Below are 21,117 nucleotides of genomic sequence, written 5' to 3'. Positions count from 1 at the left end.
TAATTTATTTTTATAAAAGAATCTTATTGTTTATTAGGATGTTGGTATTGTGAAAAGATAAGAGGTTTAAAAATTGTTATTTTGTTTATTCTATTTTTATCCACAGGTTGTTAACAGGTGCTCGTTTGTAAAATACTGATATATAACGATAGTTCATTTCAAATATTTATTTAGAAAAGTTGTTATGTGGAATAAAGTAAGAGCTGACGAACGTTAATAAATGACTATTTTCGCTGTATAATTTGTATGTGTTTTGTTCAGTACTTATGTTTTTTGTCTAATTTTATTGTTTGAGAGTTTTAGTTAACGATTAATTCACATTCATTTCACATATATCATCGGGTTATTCACCGTGATCGTGAATAAATAGTAAATAGATTTTTTTTTAATGCACAATGTTGACTTCTTAGTTGTCGGTTCAGGAATAGCCGGATTAAATTACGCGCTAAAAGCTGCGCAACATGGTAAGGTTCTTATCATTACGAAATCAAATGAAGATGAATCCAATACGAAGTATGCACAAGGAGGTGTAGCAGCGGTTGTTGATAAGTCTGATTCGTTTGAAAAGCATATCGCTGATACTCTGGCTGCTGGAGACGGATTATGCGACCCTGATATTGTGGAAATAGTTGTTAAGGAAGGGCCATCGCGAGTGCAAGAAATTATCGAGTACGGAACCCATTTTGATAAAATGGGAACGGGACAATACGATCTTGCGAAAGAGGGAGGACATTCAGAAAATAGGATTCTTCATTATAAAGATATTACCGGTTTTGAGATTGAGCGAGCTTTACTGGCTAAGGTACATGACAATAAGAATATTACGGTATTAACCCATTACTTTGCTATAGATTTGATTACACAACATCATTTGGGTGAGTATGTGGGTAAAGATTCGGAAAATATAGATTGTTACGGTATTTACGCATTAAATACTAAGGATAATAAAGTAGAAAAGTTTTTGAGTAAAGTCACCGTTATGGCCAGTGGTGGTGCCGGCCACATTTATTCAAGTACAACCAATCCGGTAATAGCAACGGGCGATGGAATAGCAATGGTTTACCGCGCAAAAGGAAAGGTTAGAAACATGGAGTTCATACAATTTCATCCTACATCTCTTTACAATCCGGGTGAGTATCCAGCATTTCTTATTTCAGAAGCATTGAGAGGGTTTGGTGCTATATTAAGGCGGTTGAATGGGGATGAATTTATGTATGAATATGATGATCGTGGATCACTTGCACCCAGAGATATAGTAGCACGTGCGATTGATGCAGAAATGAAAAAATCAGGAGAAGATTATGTTTATTTAGATGTTACGCATCGATCAAAAGACGAGATATTATCTCATTTCCCTAATATATACGCGAAATGTTTAAGTATTGGAATTGATTTAACGAAAGATTATGTTCCAGTGGCTCCAGCTGCACATTATTTGTGTGGTGGAATCTGTGTAGATGAATGGGGAAAAACAAGTATTAATAGACTCTATGCATGTGGCGAATGTGCATCTACAGGTTTGCATGGTGCTAATAGATTAGCATCAAACTCTTTATTAGAGGCTACAGTTTTTGCGCACAGAATTTATGAGGATTCTTCGAGGAAATTTAGTACTTATAATTTTCCAACTAATATTCCGGATTGGGATGAATCCAATACGCAACTTTCTAACGAGGATATTTTGGTTATGCATAATTTACGCGAAACTCAAAAGATTATGAGTGATTACGTAGGCATAGTCCGTTCTGATTTTCGTTTGGATCGTGCTATGAGGAGATTGGGCTTATTGTATGAGGAGACCGAGAGCTTTTATAAAAATACACGCCTTTCGGTGAAACTTTGCGAATTAAGGAACGTAATTCAAGTCTCTTTCATTGTTATTAAAAGTGCATTACTTAGAAAAGAGAGCAGAGGATTACATTTTACAACTGATTACGCTAAGCATGCTCAGGAAATTCATGATACAATTTTTTAAATAGATTATGGCACTTATACGTTCGGTAAGAGGCCTTCGGCCTAGCATTTCGGAAACTTGTTTTATAGCTGATAATGCTACAGTTGTTGGAGACGTCGTTGTTGGAGAGTTTTGTTCTATTTGGTTTAATGCGGTCGTTAGAGGTGACGTTAATTCAATTAGGATTGGTAATTATTGTAATATTCAGGACGGTTCGGTTATCCACTGTACTTACAAAGGTGCATCAACAAAAATAGGGAATTACGTTTCGGTGGGGCATCAAGCACTTATACACGGCTGTGATTTGAAAGATCATGTATTAGTTGGGATGGGCGCGATTGTTATGGATCATGCCATCATAGAGGAATATGTAATCATAGCGGCAGGCGCTGTTGTATTAGAGTATTCTCGATGTGAATCAGGTTATATATACGCCGGTATCCCTGCTAAAAAGATAAAAGCAATTACAAATGAACAAAGAGAGATGCTTGATAAACTACCTCATAACTATGTCATGTACTCAACTTGGTTCAAAGAAGATTAATACTTCTGAACTTCTTCTTCTTCTGTTCGTGTTTCGACACCCTCAATTATTTTTTCTTCTGGTTGCTGGGAATTGGTTTGATTTGTCGCAGGAACTACGGTACCCGATTTTATATAAGGTTCATTTAATGGATTATTAGAATCATCCTTTGATTTACTTTGATTCGTAGTATCTGGTTTGTTTTCCGGAATTAAAGTTTTTGTTGTTTCCAAACTAGGTACGGTTACAATTTCTTCCTGTTCCCAGTTCGGTCGGACTGTGATAATTTTATTCCAATACCATAGTTCTTCTGGTTGCGTTTTTGTTTCGAGATTACCTGTATCCCATTTATTATTTTTGTTTTCGTCGTAAACTACGCGTACTGTATAGTTCTGACCGGGTAATTGTTTGTATGTGATTTTTTGCGAGCGGTTGATTACATCTGCTTTTATAACCTGTGATTTATCTTCTTTTATTACTTCGACAATATAATTATTAGAATCGGGTAGCTTAATATCTAAGACAATATCTCCATAGTTACCCGAATCATCGAATGTGAATTTTCTTTGCCCTGCTTTAGATAATTCTCCAAAGCGACCGATAAATGCACCCTCTTGTAGTTCAAGTATATAGGTCCTTTTTGGTTTCCATCTATATCGTAGATAGGCCTTCCTCATATTCTCGTTATCGAGTGATAATTGGAAGTTAGTTTGAGCTGTAGTATCCTCTATTAGAGTAATTTTGGATAGATCTGCCGATTGGATAGGTGCTGATCCTGTAAAAATAACATTCCGGACTTGGTCTACTCGTTGATTGCTTAAATTATCAGTAATCGTAATGGAACGATCATATTCGTCGTTTTGGTTCCGTCTTAAGGTAATCGTATCAAGCGCGATGTTTTCGTCGGCTATCTCCACATTAACGGAATCGAATTCAAGTATTGGTAGCCAAATGTAAGCACTGTCTCGCGTCGGTGTGAATTTAGCTATTTTATTAGTATTTAGTTCGTTATCGTCTAATATTGTTAACGAAGGATTCTTTAGCGATTTATTGAATACGAACATAATTCTCCCGCTGCTTTCTATCTTTCTATCAAGTACCCGGAAGTCTTTCGGTATTTCTTTGAATGTTTTAAGTTTAATTCCCGTGATATTCCGGTCAAGGTATATGCTGTCCTGTTGGAATGCTATCAGCTCTCCTGGGTTATTATAAATTCTATCTGAAGCTTCTTCTTTCAACGCATAAATACGATATGCAGTTTCACTTAAATTCTGTAAAGTGAAATTACCCGAACTATCTGTTTTGGTGAAAATATTTGCTTTTCTTTTTCCGAAAATCGAATCTTGTGAAACAGGAATTAGGAGTACATTTATGTCAGTTTCCGGTTCAAGAGAAATGGAGTTGATGACGGTTCCTGAAATTGATAAGGAATCAATTTCATCTCCGGTTGAAAAGACATATCGATAATTCACTAGCGGATTTGATTCATTGAAGTCGACCAGTCCCTCTCCGAAGTTAATAGAATAGGTAGTATTTTCAGCCAATGTATCTGGAAGGGTAATAATAAGTGATTTCTTTTTGATTTTATACTCGGGCGCCTCATCTAAGTCTGGTGAAATACTAAATTCCTGAAATTGGTTATTAAGCTTTATATATTCATCGAACTCGATTACTATTTCACGTGTTGTGAAATTTCGTGTAAGATTTTTAGGGGTTTCACTTATGACATTCGGAGGTATAGAGTCTTTCGGACCTCCAGTAGGCTGTTGTATACTGGCGCAACCAGTGATAAACGATGAGCCTACCGTTAATATCAGTAAAAAGAGTGTAAACGCCCGCATACTTATTTTTAAGCGTTTTAAGCGATTTATATGTTTTTTAATACTACAAGTCATATTTTTTAAAATAATCGATGACATCGCTTTAAAATAAGTTGTTTATTATATTCTGTAATGTATTGATTTTTAATCAGTTACGATAAATGAACCATTAAAACACTAATATCTGAGGGTTTCACGCCCGAAATCCGCGATGCTTGTCCAATGGTTCGTGGTTTTACTCGTGTCAATTTTTCGCGCGCTTCTTTCGACAGGGATTTGAGAATCGAATAATCAAAATCCGGGTTGATACTCTGGTCTTCCATTTTTTTCATTTTATTCACAAGTTCAACTTCTTTTTCAAAATAACTACTGTATTTTATTTTAATTTCGGCTTGTTCAATAGTTTCTTCGTTTAATGGATGTAAAAATTCTTTAAACGAATGATGTGCTTCCGCTAGATCGTAAATATTCAACTGTGGTCTAGTTAACAAGTTGATCATTTTAATATTCTGCGTTAGTGGACTACTGTGTTTACGTTCTAAAATCGGATTGATACTATCCTTATCAATCGATGTCTTTTGAAGGTAGGAAATAATGCGGTTAGTATTCTTAATTTTTTCATTTACTTTATCGAAGCGTTCGTTAGAAACTAAACCTAATTGGAACGCCATTGGGGTTAACCTCTCATCCGCATTGTCTTGCCGAAGTAGTAACCTGTGTTCGGCTCGTGAAGTGAACATGCGATACGGTTCATCTGTGCCTTTTGTTACGAGATCGTCTATTAATACACCTATATATGATTCTGATCTTTTTAATATCAATTCATGATGATCGTTAATTCGCTGGTGTGCATTGATACCGGCAACGAGTCCTTGACTAGCTGCTTCTTCATACCCAGTTGTGCCATTGATTTGACCCGCAAAAAATAGATTTTTGATTAAAAAAGTCTCTAATGTGGCATCGAGTTGCATTGGGGGAAAAAAGTCATATTCAATCGCGTAACCTGGCCGAAACATTTTAGCGTTTTCGAAACCTGGTATTTTTTGAAGTGCTCTATATTGGACATCTTCCGGAAGAGAAGTAGAAAATCCGTTTACATAAATTTCTACAGTATTCCATCCTTCTGGTTCAACAAATATTTGGTGCCTATCTCTTTCTGCAAATCTGTTTATTTTGTCTTCAATAGATGGGCAATACCTTGGACCCAATCCTTTAATTCTTCCTGTGAACATTGGGGATTTTTCGAATCCCTCTCGTAACGTTTGATGAACACTATCATTAGTGTATGTAATCCAGCAACAACGTTGTTCCTCTGGTAGAGCAATATCTGAAAAGGAGAAACGTCCACGCTTTTCATCACCCCATTGCTCTTCCATTAAATCGTAGTTGAGCGTCCTTCCATCTACTCGTGGCGGTGTGCCCGTTTTCATTCGACCCGATGTAAATCCTAATTCTACTAATTGCTCAGTTAACCCCGTCGCGGCTTTTTCTCCTGCACGACCACCCCCTAGTTTTTTCTCTCCGATATGAATTAGTCCATTTAGAAAGGTTCCGTTGGTAAGAATAACCGCATCGGAAGAGATCTCCATCCCTAGTGAAGTTTTTACACCGACGGCGCGTCCGTTCTTAACAAGAATTTCTTTTACGGTGTCCTGCCAAAAATCGATATTGCGGCGTTGTTCGAGCTGTAAACGCCACTCTTCAGAAAAACGCATCCTGTCGTTTTGTGTACGGGGACTCCACATTGCGGGACCCTTCGAACGATTTAGCATTCTAAATTGTATCGTTGTTTTATCGGCGATCATGCCAGAAAGGCCTCCCATTGCATCAATTTCGCGGAGAATCTGCCCTTTTGCTACGCCACCCATTGCAGGGTTGCAACTCATCTGCGCTATCGTAGTCATATTCATTGTGACTAGTAATACACTTGAACCTAAATTCGATGCCGCAATTGCAGCTTCGCAACCAGCGTGTCCTCCTCCTACTACGATTACATTATATTTTTTAAACATACTCACTATTTGTAATGTTTCACGTGGAACATTAGTTTTCTTTATCTATTAGTTCGATCCAACGATCTTCTTTCACTGATAGTTGAACCGTAAGATTTTTGATTTCATCAGCTAACTTCATTAACGCTTCGTGGTCTGAAATTTCGTTCATTTCTTTTGTTAAGCGCTTAATTTCGGAATCAATTTCAGGAATTGAAAGCTCAAGAGATTCAAGTTCTTTTTTTTCTTTAAAAGTTCTTTTTTGTTGACTACCTATAGCTGCCTTCTCTTGGTGCGATTCCGTTGCTTTCCGCTTTTCTGTTTTTTCACTTTTTTCTTGGAGTAACTGCTCCGATTTAAAATCGGAGTAGTTGCCATTATAGATCTGAATTTCCGGTGACTCGGTAAATATAAATAATTGGTCTGTTAACTTGTCGAGCAAATAGCGGTCGTGCGACACAAGTAATAATACACCCTCATACAATTCTAAAAATTCTTCTAGTATATTGAGTGTGTTAATATCCAGATCATTCGATGGTTCATCGAGAATTAAAAAGTTTGGGTTCCTCATTAATATTTGAAGGAGTTGCAGTCTTTTTCTCTCTCCACCGCTTAATTTATTTACGAACCCATACTGTTTTTCTGGTGGAAAAAGAAATCGCGTTAGCAGTTGAGAAGCACTGATTTCTTCGCCATTTCCCATTTTGATAAATTCTCCAACTCTTTTTACGATATCGATCACTCGAACTTCCTCCGGTAATTGTAAGCCTAGTTGATGATAATAGCCAAAAACGGTAGTCATGCCAACGCTGATAGAACCTTGATCCGGTTGGAGTTCTTCTGTAATCAAGTTTAGAAAAGTTGACTTTCCGGTACCGTTTCTTCCAGCGAGGCCTATGCGATCCCCTTTTTTAAACACATAATTAAAACCATTAATTATATGTCGCCCACCAAATGATTTGTAGACGTTTTCGATCTCTAATATCTTCCCTCCTTGTCTCGATATTTCGACGGAGAGCTTTAACGGGTCTTGTGATTTTTTATTCCTTGTGCTGTCCTCCAAATCGTAGAATGCTTCGATTCTGGCTTTTGATTTAGTGCCACGTGCTTGTGGCTGCCGTCTCATCCATTCTAACTCTTTTTTTAATAAGTTTCGATTTTTTTGCAGAGTGAGAGCTTCCGTTGTTTCGCGTTCGGCTTTGCTTTGTAAAAATTGATCATATTTTCCATGATGGGTATAGATTACACCATCTTCTAATTCGCGAATTTCCGTGCATATATTATTTAGAAAGTAACGGTCATGACTTACGAAAATAATTGTTTTTTGATTGGATGTCAACAAAGTTTCCAGCCATTCTATAGTTTCTATGTCGAGATGGTTTGTTGGTTCGTCTAAAATATATACGTCAGGTTCATTAATTAAAAGCCTAGCCAATGCTAGTCTTTTTTGTTGTCCTCCGGAAAGGTTTTCAATTTTTTGGTTGAGGTCTGTAATGCCAAGCCTGCCGAGAATTGTTTTAATTTGATATTCATATTCCCAAGCGTTCGACGCACTTAATTTATCGGTAATATCTGTGAGCTTTTTTTCATCAATAGTGTCGCTATTGATTAATCGTTCATACTGACTGATCAGTTTTTGCTGTTCATTCTCGGCATTGAATACAAAGCTGTTTATATCACTAAATGATTGAAAATCAGGATTTTGGTCTAAATATCCAATCGATAAATCGCGCTCGGTTACAACTTTTCCTTGCTTAGCTTCTTCTTTTCCTGCAATTATTTTTAGGAGCGTCGACTTTCCAGTCCCATTGGCCCCCACGAGAGCTACTCGATCGCCTTGTCGAACGCCGAAAGAGACATCTTGAAATAGCCAGCGATCACCATATGTATGACCTAATTTCTCGGTTGAAAGTATACTCACATCTTTATTATTAAAATAAAAAGCCGTATTATAACAACTCTTCATTATTTATTTTCTACAAAAATACAAATTTCATTTGGAGGCATGATATTTGGACGAAAATGAGTGATATAAACACTTCATTATAATAGAATCCATTATGAATAAAAGAAAGACCTACGAAAGTGGAATTATCGGGAATTGTGCATTTCTAGCCTATGTAAATAAGAATACGGATATTTCCTGGTTATGTTGGCCCCGGTTCGATAGCTCTTTTGTTTTTGGAAATATGCTCGATGAAGAACGTGGGGGCACGTTTTCGATTAAACCACAGCATGGTGATTTTGAATCTGACCAGTATTATATAGAGAACACAAACGTCTTACGGACCGAAATAACTGCATCCGATGGTACGTATCGTGTAACGGATTTCTGTCCGCGATTTAAACAATATGATCGTTATTTTAAACCGTTAATGTTAATTCGTAAGATTGAAGCAATTGAGGGAAATCCTAAAATAAAAGTTAGTTGCCGTCCCACTTATAATTATGGGCAAACGGAACTCACAACGCATCGGGGAAGTAATCATATCGAATTCCATGGTGGGCCAGAACCGATACGTCTTACGACAGATATTCCAGTAACGAACTTATTGGAAGAACAAGCATTTGTATTAACAGAACCACGTTATATTTTTCTTACGTATGGTGTGCCTCTCGAAGCACCAATAGTAAGTACGGCAGAGCGTTTTCTTCGTGAGACAATTAATTATTGGCGTCTCTGGATAAAACACTCGACAATAGCTCCGATTTATCAAAAGGTAGTCATCCGTTCGTCTCTAGCGTTGAAGATTCATCAATTTGAGGACACCGGTGCTATTATTGCGGCGGGAACCACTAGTTTGCCAGAATTTGACGGAGGAGGGCGAAATTGGGATTATCGATACTGTTGGTTGCGAGACAGTTTTTATATATTAACAGCACTAAACCATATCGGACATTTCGAAGAAATGGAACGGTATGCTTCTTATATCGCTAATATTTCATATGAAGAACAAGGTAGATTTCAGCCGCTATATAGTATCTCTGGTGCTAAAATATTGACCGAAACAACCTTGCCACACCTTAAAGGTTATATGAACAATCAGCCTGTACGAATTGGAAACCAAGCTTACGAACATGTTCAAAATGATGTGTATGGCCAAGCTATGTTGTCTGTATTGCCATTATATACCGATTATCGTTTCGTTTTTAAAGAACGTACAGACTCAAGTCGCTGGGTATCCTTCTTACTGGATAAAATTGAAAGAACAATTGATGAAGAAGATGCCGGGCTGTGGGAGTTCAGAAATTTTGCAAACCAACATTGCTATAGTAATTTGTTTCAATGGGCAGGCAGTCACGCTGCTCTGAAAATTGCGTTACTGATTGGCAATAAGGAAGTTCAGGATCGAGCAAAAAGATTGATTGACCGAGCAAAAAAATATATCGAAGCTTGCTACGATGAAGAGCGAAAAGTTTATACGCATGCAGTGGGGAGTCCCCACTTAGATGCTAGCACACTTCAATTAATTATGATGAATTATCTTGATCCGAATTCCCAACGTGCAAGAGATCACCTTAAGGCCTTAGAAAGCGAATTAAAAACGCCCGAAGGACTTTTTTACCGTTATCTCCACGCGGATGATTTTGGTAAACCAAAAACAACTTTTTTGATCTGTGCTTTTTGGTATGTGGAGGCTCTTGCGAGCGTAGGTCGAATTGATGAAGCCCAAGAAACGTTTGAGCGATTGCTAAGTTACGGGAATCATTTGATGTTATTTAGTGAAGATATTGATGAACAAGACGGAAGCCAATGGGGCAATTTCCCACAGGCTTATAGCCATGTGGGTCTAATGAATGCAGCATATCGTATTTCACAAAAGTTAGATCAACCTTCCTTCCTTTTGAATCAAACCTAACTAGATGTGACCAAGCTTTTAAGAAAAGCGCGAACTTCTAATTGGTTTTTTATGGAAAAACGTGCTGACGACAGGTGATTTCCCACCTTAATTGTAATTGCACTATCAGGTAATACTTTAAAGGTGTCTTCATCCGTATAGTCGTCTCCGATCGCGAGAATAAAATCGAATTTTTCTTTTTCCAACAGTTGCAAGGCTGCTTTTCCTTTATTAACCTCGGATTGTTTGACTTCTACAACCTTATCTCCGTTTAATAATTGCAGTCCGTAGCTAGGAATAATGTACCGTAAATTATCCATTAGATTATTAGCTCGTAATGGTCCGAGTCCTTTTTGTACTTTTCGATAGTGCCATACTAAAGAATAACTTTTTTCTTCGATGAAGGAGCCTGGGGTGCGATCACAGAAATCATCCATAAGCTGGTGTACTTCTTCTTTCCAAGAATCAGAAAGACCTTGTTTCTTTTTCCATGCTGTATTTATATCTTTTGTCCATGCCCCGTGTTCAGCAACAAGGTACAAGGCTCTGCTTCCGAACCATTTTTCTAATGTTTGGTGTTTTCTACCACTGATGATTGTCGTCGTATTTTTCTTATCTGTTATAAATTTGTCTAGTAATTCAAGTAAATCTCGATCCGGTGATGCCAAGTCAATTTGTTTTTTGAACCCTACCAACGTTCCATCGTAATCCAATAGAATGAGACGTTTTGATGCTTGATTATAAAGTTGAGCAATCTCATTTCGAAGTTGTTCTTTAACCAAACGTGTTTTCATCGAAGTCTTAATTTCGATCAGTTCCGAGAGTCGTGCCATGTAGATTTTAACCCAATGATCAATGTTGTATTTGAAGATGAGCTCCCGCATGGTTGACATACGGTCCCTCATTTCCTCTTCAGGCATATTAAGTGCTTCGACCAGCGCATCTTTAACTTCGTGTAGATTGTTTGGGTTGATTATGAGAGCATCATTTAGTTCTTTAGACGCTCCGGCCATTTCACTTAAGATGAGAACTCCTGTATTGTCATTTCTGCTAGCAATATATTCTTTACACACCAAATTCATTCCATCACGCATTGAAGTAACCAAGCAAACGTCAGCAATATTGTATAAAGCGGAAAGGTATTCAATAGGGAAACTATTGTAAAAATAGGCAACTGGGGTCCAATCGTATTTCCCGTGTTGAGAGTTGATATTTCCCACGAGTCGATCCACTTCGTCTTTTAGTCTTTGATACTCAAGAACATTATCCCTGGAAGGTACAACGATCATAAATAAAACAACCTTCTCATGGTATTCGGAGTTATCTTCTAAGAATTGGTGGTAGGCCTCTAGTCGTTGTATTATTCCCTTGCTATAGTCGAGTCGGTCAATAGAAAGTAGTATCCTTTGATTTTTATAAGAAGATTTTATACGGTTTTCTATCTCTTTAACATTGTTTGACTCGGATAGCTCTGAGAATTTACGGCTATCTATACCCATAGGGAAAGGCTCTACAGCTATGGCCCGCTCATCCATCCTAATAATACTTCCGTCGATATGCAGGTCTAGTAATTGCGTAGCTGCACTAATAAAGTGGCGAACATCGTCATACGTATGGAATCCAACAAGGTCAGCGCCTAGAATACCTGACAGTAATTCTTTCCTCCATGGAATCATCCGAAATAACTCTTGTGACGGGAAAGGGATATGCTGAAAAAAAGCTATAGATACTTCTGGGAATTGTTCCCGGATTATGTTGGGTAGAAGCAGCAACTGGTAATCATGTACCCACACGGTATCACCGGGCTCTATGTACTGCGATATAATCTGAGCGAACTTTTGGTTTACATTTTTATATGATTCCCATTTATCTAGGTCAAAGCGTGCATAGGTTGATATGTAATGGAATACGGGCCATAATACCTCATTGGAAAAACCCTCGTAATAGCCGGTAATATCTTCTTCTGTTAAGAAAACAGGAACTAGGTTTAACTCTTTTAATTTTTCGCTAACAAATCCTTTTATATCTTCCTCGACTACCATTCCAGGCCAACCGATCCATATATTACCTTGTTCCTTGTATATTGACCCTAAGCCTGTTGCAAGCCCACCCTCACTTGGACTAAACTCCAATCGTGAATCACCTCGACTGATTTTTACAGGTAATCTATTTGATACAATAATTGTTTTGCTCACGTCTTCTAATTTATATGTATAATTGACAGAATATATGGAAAATTGTTTGAAAATATGTGATTTATGAATCAAAATGTACATTTTTGCATATGCGGTTTATGATCATATGCGTTTTGATAACCTTAATAGGTGTATATCTGTGTAGAAAAGCGTTTCATCAAATACCGACCACTGTGAAGGCTTGGCTCGGCTGGCTTGCCGCCGTCGGAGCTTTAATTGGCTGGTTTTATTTGTTAATTCGGCTGAGATAAACAAAAAACTTATTTCACGATAAAATTTTATTTTTCTCGTTGAATATTAATATCTTTGCAGCCCCGCAGCATGCAGCTCCGGGAATATGTTGGATACATAAATTATTTAAAATGGCAACTAAAATAAGATTGCAAAGATTTGGTAAGAAGGGAAAACCATTTTACCATGTAGTAGTAGCAGACTCTCGTGCACCGAGAGACGGCAAATTTATTGAACGTTTAGGTTCATATAATCCTAATACCAATCCTGCTACGGTTTCTATCGATTTTGATAAAACATTAGATTGGTTAAATAAAGGGGCACAACCAACGGATACTGCTCGTGCTATTCTGTCCTATAGAGGCGTGCTTTATAAAAAGCATCTTATGGGAGGAGTGAAGAAAGGTGCCTTTGATGAAGCGACTGCAGATGCACGATTCCAAGAATGGCTGGCTGGTAAAGAAGAGCAAATAAACAATAAAAAGAAAAATATTGCTGATGCTACTTCCGAGTCAAAGAAATCTGCGTTAGCTGCAGAATCTAAAAAGAAGGAAGCCAAAGCAGCAGCTATAGTTGCTAAAAATACGCCGCCAGCTGAAGAGTCAGAAGAAACAACGGAAGAGGTTGCGGATGAAGTGAGTACTGAAGTTGAAGATCCGGCATCTGAAGAAACGCCTAACGAGGAATAAGCATTTTGATAATTAGGAATAAATGTCATTCTAAGAGAGTATTTCTTAAGGATGACATTTTTTTTATATAGAATGGATCATAAAGGTTATTTCAACATCGGCTATTTTACAAAGACCCGTGGCTTAAAGGGAGAACTTCAGTTGTTTTTTGATTTTGATGATCCTGAGTCTCTTGAGCTTGATTCATTCTATATTGAGATAGATCGTCAATTAGTTCCTTTTTTTATTGATTCGTATCGTCTCCTAGCTAATCAAACCGGATATTTTTTTCTAGAGGATGTTGACCATATCGATAAGGCACAGGATTTAGTTCGTAAGCGTGTTTTTCAATCGAACGAAAAAAAGCCGATTAGAGATGATAGCGAATTCTATATGGAGGATCTGAAAGGTTTTGAAGCAATTGAAACAAATCGAGGCAAACTCGGCGAGATAACTCAAATAGACGAATTTCCACAACAATTTATCGCAACAGTTATAATAAATTCAAAACCAGTTATGTTTCCACTCAGTGACGATTTCATTATTGAGATTGACGAGGAACGTAAGAAGCTATACATTAGTTTACCTGATGGGTTGGTAGATATTTATCTTGATTAAATATGATGAGGTTCGATATCATAACGGTCTTGCCAGGGCTCTTAGAAGGTCCTTTTTCTCATTCTATATTGAAGAGAGCTCAAAGTAAGGGTTTGGCGGAAATCTTTATACATAATTTGCGTGATTATTCTGACAATAAACATAAAAGCGTAGATGACTATCCATATGGTGGAGGGAGTGGAATGGTTATGACTATCCAGCCGTTTGCAAATTGTATCGATATGCTAAAAGCGGAACGAATATACGATGAAGTTGTCTTTATGACACCGGACGGAGAACAATTTAAGCAAGATACGGCCAATGAGCTTTCGGGATATAAAAATATGATCATTTTATGTGGACATTATAAAGGGATAGATCAAAGGATAAGAGACGTATATGTCAGCAGAGAAATTTCAATTGGAGACTATGTGGTTTCTGGTGGAGAGTTACCAGCGGCTATCCTTGTCGATTCAGTCGTAAGAATAATTCCAGGCGTTCTCTCTGATGAAACATCGGCGCTGTCTGATTCTTTCCAAGGAGGACTGCTAGATGGACCTGTATATACCAGGCCGGCTGAATGGGAAGGTCACAAGGTTCCGGATATCTTGTTGAGTGGGAATCAGGCTGCCATTGAAAATTGGCGGTATGAACAATCAGTCATTCGGACAAAAGAACGTAGACCCGATTTATTAGATAGTTGAGCATTTTTTTAGGGTTCAATTATTTTAAAATAAGTGTTTAAAAATTAAAATAAATTAACTAATATTGCAATCCGATTTTTACGGGTTAAAAATCGTCATTAATTACTTGAAATCATGGATTTAGTAAAGTTTGTAGAAGAGCAAGCGGTAACAAGAAATGAAGTTCCCGCATTTAAGGCAGGTGACACCATAAGTGTTCACTATAAAATACGTGAAGGAAATAAAGAACGTGTTCAGATTTATCAAGGTGTCGTTATACAACGCAACAGTGTAGGAACGAGTGAAACATTCACAGTTCGAAAAATGTCTAATGGTGTTGGTGTAGAACGTATTTTTCCAATAAATTCTCCTAATATTGAGAAAATTGTGATTAATAGCTTTGGAAAGGTTCGTCGCTCTAAAATATATTATCTGCGAGGTCTTACTGGTAAGGCAGCTCGTATTAAATCAAAACGAATTTAAACGACTTCTGTCAAATAATAAAGCAGCCCGATAGAGTGATTCCATCGGGCTGCTTTATTATTCGGGGGAATTCATAAAAGTTAGCGTTTTGACCCCTCGTATAACTCATATTCAAGCAGTCGACAATCCAATTTTCCGTTATAGAATTCGGTCTTTCTAGATGCGCGCAGACCAATTTTTTTTGCTAGAATTGGATTTCCCGTGAAAATATATCCCATGTACCCCTTACACGATTGCTTTAGGAAGTCGCCCATAGCTCGGTAGGTTAGCTCTAATTTAGAATGCACCCCTAGCCGATCTCCGTATTCTGGATTAAAGATAACTACACCAGGAGAAGGGTCAATTGTTGTTGTTCTGAAGTCTCCTATTTGAAAATCGATAAGTTGATCCACCCCTGCCGTCTTAGCATTCTTACGTGCTATTTCAATCGCCTCCTTGGAAATATCACTAGCGATTATTTTTATAGACTTTGCTTTATCAATATCAGACTTTAGTGCACGACGTGCTTCGAAAAATACTTCTTCGTCGTAACCTAAGATGTGCATAAATCCGTAATTCATTCTAAAAAGGCCAGGTTTTCGATTGGTCGCGATTAGTGCTGCCTCGATAGCCAAAGTTCCTGATCCGCACATTGGATTGATAAAGGGAGAGTTTTTATCCCACTTGAGGGCGTATACAACACCCGAAGCAAGGGCTTCGAGCATAGGAGCTTTCCCGGGGTGCTTGCGATAAGAATGCTTTGCCAGCGTTTCGCCAGAAGTATCAATGAATATTTCCGCCAAGTTTTCCTGCCAATATAAATGAATGACTGTTCTGTGTAACTCTGGTCCGCTATCAGGGCGTAGGCCTTTTCTAGCTTTTATTCGATCAGCAATGGCATCTTTAACTTTTAGATTAGCGAACAAAGGTGTCGTTATTGTGTCATTGTTAACATTGGAATTGATCGAAACGTAACCGTTAAAATCAATTAAATCCTCCCAAGCAATGGATGCGACTTCACGATATACTTCATCCGCATTTTGCGCTTGGAAGCTTTTTATTGAATATAAGATTTGACTAGCACAACGTAAGTTGAGATTTAGCCTTATGCAGTCATTGACACTAGCATTTAATTCTATACCTGTGGAAAAGGCACGTATAATTTTGAAGCCAAGCTCTTCTACCTCTTGTGAAAGATAGGGTGCTAATCTTTTGTTACAGGTTATAATAACCTTAGATGTACTGTTGAAAACTTGCATAGATATATTATACGAAGGTACAGATTATTGTAACTTAAATTCCTTATTTTTACAGTTTATTAATATTTAATAGTATGGAAATTACCGGAAAAGTACATGAAATTGGTCAGGTGCAGCAAGTAACCGATACATTTAAGAAACGTGATTTAGTAGTGCAGTATGCTGAAAATCCGCAATTTGTTGAATATATAAAGTTCGAGGCGACACAAGATCGAGTAAATTTGTTTGACAATCTGAATCCGGGGGATGAAGTGACTGTTTCATTTAATTTACGAGGCAGACCTTGGACGAATAAAGAAGGCGTGACGAGCTATTTCAACTCGTTAGTTGCTTGGAGAGTAAATAAAGCCGCTACGAGTCAGCCTGCTGATGCAAGCTATCAGAATCAACCTCCTTCAGCTCCTCCTGTGGACATCTCGTCAGATAACGACGACGATGATCTTCCTTTTTAGATCGATATTGAAGAAATTTGGTCGGCCCCTTCGCAGGATGGGGCCGTTTTCTTTTTTCAGAAATTGTTAAAAAGAAATAAGCGTTTAAGGTGTTAAATTATGTTAAAAGCATGTTAAACACTTTTTGCTTCTGTATTTTTGTTATATGAATAAAAGAAGTATCAGTCTTATAATAGGCTTGATGGCGATTGCCCTACTGGGAGTTATGGCTATGCAGTTTTATTTTATAAGACAATCTTTTAATTTGAAGGCACAGCTGTTCGATGAGTCCGTAATGGCGGCACTTAACACGGTAGCATTGAAGGCTGAAAAAGATGAAGCCCTTCGCTTCTTGAACGAAAAGGAGATGCATGAGAATCGAATTAGGCGAACAAAGGAGCAACAAGCACAGAAATCTTCAGAACATCAAAAGTCGCTAGAGTATGCTAACCGGATGCGCATGAAGCGGCAGCAATTGAATTCAGAATTCAAAGCATTAGAACAACAAGTGAAGCGACGCTACCCAGGCGCTGTTTTATTAGATAACAGTTTCTATGAAACCTATATGAAGGATCCTGCATTCCGCAATCATGTTAAATACGAGATTACGATTCAAACGGCTTATGATGAGAAGGGTAATGCATTTCAACAACAAGAATGGGGAATTTATTCGGATCGAAAGGCAAAAGTCGTCAAGAAGGCAAAGGATGATAGCGTCCGTTACTTTGTTGTAGATCCTGTAGTTGGTGAGTTTGTTATTTCTTTGCCCCCGCGAGTGGATGCTAAGCTTGAACAGGAAATTAGAAGACTTGAACATGAAGCTAAAATGCGTGCTGCAAGCATTTATATGGATTCAATAAAAGCAAGTACGAATGGCGATGGCTCTGCACTTAAAGATCTTGCAAATGAGTTTGAAAGGTCAAAAAAGTCAATCAGCCAACGTATCGATCCTGATTTTATGCATGAAGAGCTACGCAAGGAGCTTGACCTTAGAGATATACATTTGGACTTTGATTTTAAGATCAATAATAATTCTACGGATTCAGTTATTTTTAAATTCGCTAGTGTCGACTTCGCTTCTGAGTCGGGAGCAACTTACCAAACTGTATTATTTCCGAATGATATGGCAAGTGAAGGCGCGGTACTTTCAGTCTACTTCCCCAAAAAGTCCTCTTTGCTACTCGGCAACATGAAGATTATGCTAGCGTCTTCAGTCGCTTTACTTTTAGTTTTAATCGGATGTTTCGCTTATACTATTCTTTCGATTATTAAGCAAAAGAAGCTTTCTGAAATGAAAAGTGATTTTATGAATAATATGACCCATGAGTTTAAGACGCCGGTAGCCACGATTATGATTGCAAGTGAGTCACTGAAAGATCCAGAAATTTCTTTGGATGGAGGTAGGGTTAAAAGATTGGCTGGGATAATTTATGATGAAAATGTACGTTTAGGGAACCATATTGAACGTGTGTTGAATATCGCACGAATTGAAAAAGGAGATCTTAGTCTAGAATCAGAGCCTATTAATATGAACGAACTGATATCAACGGTAACCGATAGTATGAGTCTTCAGCTTCAAAAAAAGAACGTGACGATCAACTTAGACTTGGCAGCAATAGAATCTACAGTGTTGGGAGATGAACTTCATTTTTCTAACGTGATATTCAATCTGATTGATAATTCAATTAAATATTCAGAAGGTGAGCCTTTCATTAACATTCGAACGGTTAGTCACGCTAAAAAATTATTGATCTATTTTAAAGACAATGGCATCGGTATGAGCAAAGATCAGCTGTCAAAAATTTTCGATCAATTTTATCGGATACCTACGGGTAATGTTCACAACGTCAAGGGTTTTGGTCTTGGCTTGAGTTATGTACAAGATATTATAAAGAGACTTGGAGGCAGTATTAAAGTTAAAAGTGAACTCCACCGTGGAGCGGAATTCGAAATAACCTTACCTTTATATAACTAATTATCGTATCATGACTAAGATTTTATTGGCAGAAGATGACCCGAACCTAGGAGATATCCTGAAAGAATATCTGGAATTGAAAGGTAAGTTTGAAGTTACGCTATCGGTAGATGGTGAGGATGCGTTGAGGACATTTAGTCGCGAATCCTTTGATTTATGTATACTCGACGTAATGATGCCCAAAAAGGATGGATTCACTTTAGGAAAGGAAATACGGAAGTTAGACGAAAGCATTCCGATCATTTTCGCTACTGCGAAAGGTATGATGGAAGATAAGTCGATCGCCTTTGGCCTAGGAGGTGATGATTATATAACTAAACCATTCCGTGTTGAGGAGTTGCTATTACGAATCAATGCTCTGATGAAGCGGGCGTCCAATAAAGAGGCAGAGGCGAAGGAGCCAACGCCGACGAATTTCAAAATTGGCTCATATGATTTTGATTTCGTTTCTCAGTTAATAACAAGAAACGGTGAACACCAAAAGTTATCAACCAAAGAAGCGGAGTTATTACAAATGCTTTGTTTGCGTAAAAATGATGTGTTGACAAGAGAAGAAGCCTTAATAAAAATCTGGCATGATGATAACTACTTCAATGGACGGAGCATGGACGTGTTCCTAAGTAAACTGCGTAAATATTTGAGAGCAGATCCTAATGTGGAAATAGTGAATGTTCACGGGAAAGGTTATAAGCTAATCGTCAGCTAAATCAGGACCTAGCTGAGATCGAACTTTATCCCCTGAGCTAATGGTATTTCCTTCGAGTAGTTGATTGTATTAGTTTGTCTGCGCATATAGGCCTTCCACGATTCGGTTCCTGATTCTCGGCCACCACCTGTTTCTTTCTCCCCGCCAAAAGCACCACCAATTTCCGCACCGGATGTACCGATATTAACGTTCGCTATTCCACAGTCGGACCCTTTGTGTGAAAGAAAGACCTCAGCCTCTCGTAGGTTCAATGTCATGATAGAAGAAGAAAGCCCTTGCGGAACATTGTTTTGAATCTGTATGGCTTCATCTAATGTTTTGTATTTCATGATATACAAAATGGGAGCAAATGTTTCTGTTTTAATTATGTCGAAAGAGGGATCGACTTCCGCAATACAAGGTTGGACATACGTGTCGGAACCCAGTTCGGTTGGTTTAAACACTTTTCCTTCAACTAAAAAAGATCCTCCCTCAGTTTTTATCGCCTCGATAGTGTTTAGGTATGACTGTATTGCATCTTTATCGATTAATGGACCCATATGGTTATTCTCGTCCAATGGATTCCCGATGTTGATTTGCTTATATGCACCGACAAGCTTCTTTTTGAACTCTTCATATACGTCTTCATGTATTATCAGCCTTCGTGTCGATGTGCATCTCTGGCCAGCGGTACCTACGGCTCCAAATACAGCTGCTGGAAGTGCAGTATCTAAATCCGCGTCCGCGGTAATAATCATAGCGTTATTTCCGCCAAGCTCTAATATAGTTTTCCCTAAACGAGCAGCTACGGCGGTGGCAACTGCCTTTCCCATTTTAGTGCTGCCTGTCGCTGAAATGAGTGCTATACGACTATCATTAGTCATTTTAGAGCCAATTTCCGCTCCTCCATGTATGAGGTTACTGATACCATCCGGTAATTCATGGTTTTGAAGAACTGAACTTAGTAGTTTTTGGCAAACCACTGCTGATATGGGCGTTTTTTCAGACGGTTTCCATAAACATACATTGCCACAAACCAATGCAAGTGCTGCATTCCAGCTCCATACAGCGACTGGAAAATTAAAGGCCGATATAATGCCCACGATACCTAATGGATGCCATTGTTCATACATCCGATGATTAGGTCGCTCCGAGTGAATGGTTAAACCATATAATTGTCGGCTTAAGCCTACCGCGAAATCACATATGTCGATCATTTCCTGTACCTCTCCATACCCCTCTTGCAAGCTTTTCCCCATTTCGTAAGAAACCAACGTTCCTAGATCTTTCTTGTGTTTACGCAGAGTGTCTCCGAAATCTCGTAACACCTGCCCCCGTTGGGGAGCGGGGATGTCTCTCCATATAGTATAAGCGGCTTTCGCCGTTCTTATTACCTTTTCAAAGTCATCGTCACTAATTACACCTACTGATGCAATATCCTGCATATCTACTGGAGAAACACTTGTTATCTTCTTCGACGACACATTGATGTCGTCATTTTTCCCCGTACTCCATGATGGATTGATGGGAGAAATTCCTAATCTTTCAATTACTGAATGTATTTTGGTCGTCATATCTGTTAGTATATGGTTTTTGGATATCGAAATATACAATTAATTTCATACTTTTGTAGGCTGTCATAATAACTCTCTAGCAGACTCCTCCACTACATTTATGGAATATGTATAAGTTTTAGACATTCTGTCAGGAATAAGTTATTGATAGTTAGCTTTTTGCAGTAACGAAATGAAATTTGTGAACAAAATAAGTTGGTGGATATGTTCAAATCCGTTAATTTGATTGT

16 protein-coding genes are annotated in these 21,117 nt (G+C 38.1%); 10 read left to right on the top strand and 6 right to left on the bottom strand.

The annotated features are described in order from the left end of the window. Positions 1 to 388: 388 nt before the first annotated feature. Positions 389 to 1,975, top strand: a complete 1,587-nt coding sequence (gene nadB / locus WKR92_RS06795) for an L-aspartate oxidase (protein ID WP_375557066.1) — start codon at positions 389 to 391, stop codon at positions 1,973 to 1,975. A 7-nt stretch (positions 1,976 to 1,982) separates the two neighbouring features. After that, on the top strand, positions 1,983 to 2,498 hold the full coding sequence (locus WKR92_RS06790) for a gamma carbonic anhydrase family protein (protein ID WP_375557065.1): 516 nt from the start codon (positions 1,983 to 1,985) through the stop codon (positions 2,496 to 2,498). On the opposite strand, the gene WKR92_RS06785 is transcribed toward WKR92_RS06790, so the two are convergent. From WKR92_RS06785 to WKR92_RS06775, 3 genes are all read right to left on the bottom strand, one after another. After that, positions 2,495 to 4,318, bottom strand: a complete 1,824-nt coding sequence (locus WKR92_RS06785; RefSeq protein ID WP_375557064.1) for an Ig-like domain-containing domain — start codon at positions 4,316 to 4,318, stop codon at positions 2,495 to 2,497. The genes WKR92_RS06790 and WKR92_RS06785 overlap by 4 nt on opposite strands. A 131-nt stretch (positions 4,319 to 4,449) precedes the next feature. Then, a complete protein-coding gene (mnmG, locus tag WKR92_RS06780; protein WP_375557063.1) occupies positions 4,450 to 6,309 on the bottom strand; it encodes a tRNA uridine-5-carboxymethylaminomethyl(34) synthesis enzyme MnmG in 1,860 nt (619 codons plus the stop codon). A 31-nt stretch (positions 6,310 to 6,340) separates the two neighbouring features. After that, the gene (locus WKR92_RS06775) at positions 6,341 to 8,209 is read right to left on the bottom strand and encodes an ABC-F family ATP-binding cassette domain-containing protein (protein WP_375557062.1); all 1,869 of its coding nucleotides are present in this window, start codon (positions 8,207 to 8,209) and stop codon (positions 6,341 to 6,343) included. 139 nt (positions 8,210 to 8,348) lie between these two features. Here WKR92_RS06775 and WKR92_RS06770 point away from each other — a divergent pair, with 139 nt between their 5' ends. Beyond that, positions 8,349 to 10,148, top strand: coding sequence for a glycoside hydrolase family 15 protein (locus WKR92_RS06770; protein ID WP_375557061.1), 1,800 nt, complete (start codon positions 8,349 to 8,351; stop codon positions 10,146 to 10,148). Here the strand turns inward: WKR92_RS06770 and WKR92_RS06765 are convergent. Beyond that, on the bottom strand, positions 10,145 to 12,322 hold the full coding sequence (locus tag WKR92_RS06765) for a bifunctional alpha,alpha-trehalose-phosphate synthase (UDP-forming)/trehalose-phosphatase (protein WP_375557060.1): 2,178 nt from the start codon (positions 12,320 to 12,322) through the stop codon (positions 10,145 to 10,147). The two genes, WKR92_RS06770 and WKR92_RS06765, sit on opposite strands and share 4 nt — an antisense overlap. 362 nt (positions 12,323 to 12,684) lie before the next feature. On the opposite strand from WKR92_RS06765, the gene WKR92_RS06760 reads away from it, so the two are divergent. From WKR92_RS06760 to rplS, 4 genes are all read left to right on the top strand, one after another. Continuing rightward, the gene (locus WKR92_RS06760; RefSeq protein ID WP_375557059.1) at positions 12,685 to 13,242 is read left to right on the top strand and encodes a 30S ribosomal protein S16; all 558 of its coding nucleotides are present in this window, start codon (positions 12,685 to 12,687) and stop codon (positions 13,240 to 13,242) included. Between the two features lie 72 nt (positions 13,243 to 13,314). Then, on the top strand, positions 13,315 to 13,839 hold the full coding sequence (rimM, locus tag WKR92_RS06755) for a ribosome maturation factor RimM (protein WP_375557058.1): 525 nt from the start codon (positions 13,315 to 13,317) through the stop codon (positions 13,837 to 13,839). A 5-nt stretch (positions 13,840 to 13,844) separates the two neighbouring features. Beyond that, a complete protein-coding gene (gene trmD, locus WKR92_RS06750; RefSeq protein ID WP_375557965.1) occupies positions 13,845 to 14,522 on the top strand; it encodes a tRNA (guanosine(37)-N1)-methyltransferase TrmD in 678 nt (225 codons plus the stop codon). 114 nt (positions 14,523 to 14,636) lie between these two features. Continuing rightward, positions 14,637 to 14,984 (top strand): 50S ribosomal protein L19, encoded by a 348-nt coding sequence (gene rplS, locus WKR92_RS06745; protein WP_375557057.1) that lies wholly within the window; start codon positions 14,637 to 14,639, stop codon positions 14,982 to 14,984. 80 nt (positions 14,985 to 15,064) lie between these two features. On the opposite strand, the gene WKR92_RS06740 is transcribed toward rplS, so the two are convergent. Continuing rightward, positions 15,065 to 16,222 (bottom strand): THUMP domain-containing class I SAM-dependent RNA methyltransferase, encoded by a 1,158-nt coding sequence (locus WKR92_RS06740; protein ID WP_375557056.1) that lies wholly within the window; start codon positions 16,220 to 16,222, stop codon positions 15,065 to 15,067. 74 nt (positions 16,223 to 16,296) lie between these two features. Between WKR92_RS06740 and WKR92_RS06735 the strand changes: the two genes are divergently transcribed. The 3 genes from WKR92_RS06735 (at position 16,297) to WKR92_RS06725 (ending at position 19,334) form a co-directional block, all read left to right on the top strand. Continuing rightward, positions 16,297 to 16,674: a DUF3127 domain-containing protein gene (locus WKR92_RS06735; protein ID WP_375557055.1), complete on the top strand. Its 378-nt coding sequence runs from the start codon at positions 16,297 to 16,299 to the stop codon at positions 16,672 to 16,674. A 145-nt stretch (positions 16,675 to 16,819) separates the two neighbouring features. After that, positions 16,820 to 18,628 (top strand): sensor histidine kinase, encoded by a 1,809-nt coding sequence (locus WKR92_RS06730; protein WP_375557054.1) that lies wholly within the window; start codon positions 16,820 to 16,822, stop codon positions 18,626 to 18,628. A 10-nt stretch (positions 18,629 to 18,638) separates the two neighbouring features. Next, a complete protein-coding gene (locus WKR92_RS06725) occupies positions 18,639 to 19,334 on the top strand; it encodes a response regulator transcription factor (protein WP_375557053.1) in 696 nt (231 codons plus the stop codon). Positions 19,335 to 19,342: 8 nt separating this feature from the next. Here WKR92_RS06725 and amaB read toward each other — a convergent pair whose 3' ends face one another. Next, positions 19,343 to 20,887, bottom strand: coding sequence for an L-piperidine-6-carboxylate dehydrogenase (amaB, locus tag WKR92_RS06720; protein ID WP_375557052.1), 1,545 nt, complete (start codon positions 20,885 to 20,887; stop codon positions 19,343 to 19,345). Positions 20,888 to 21,117: the final 230 nt, after the last annotated feature.

This window comes from Albibacterium profundi (assembly GCF_042159835.1).
In the GTDB taxonomy this organism is placed as follows: domain Bacteria; phylum Bacteroidota; class Bacteroidia; order Sphingobacteriales; family Sphingobacteriaceae; genus Albibacterium; species Albibacterium profundi.
This window is presented reverse-complemented; position numbering and strand designations above follow the sequence as displayed.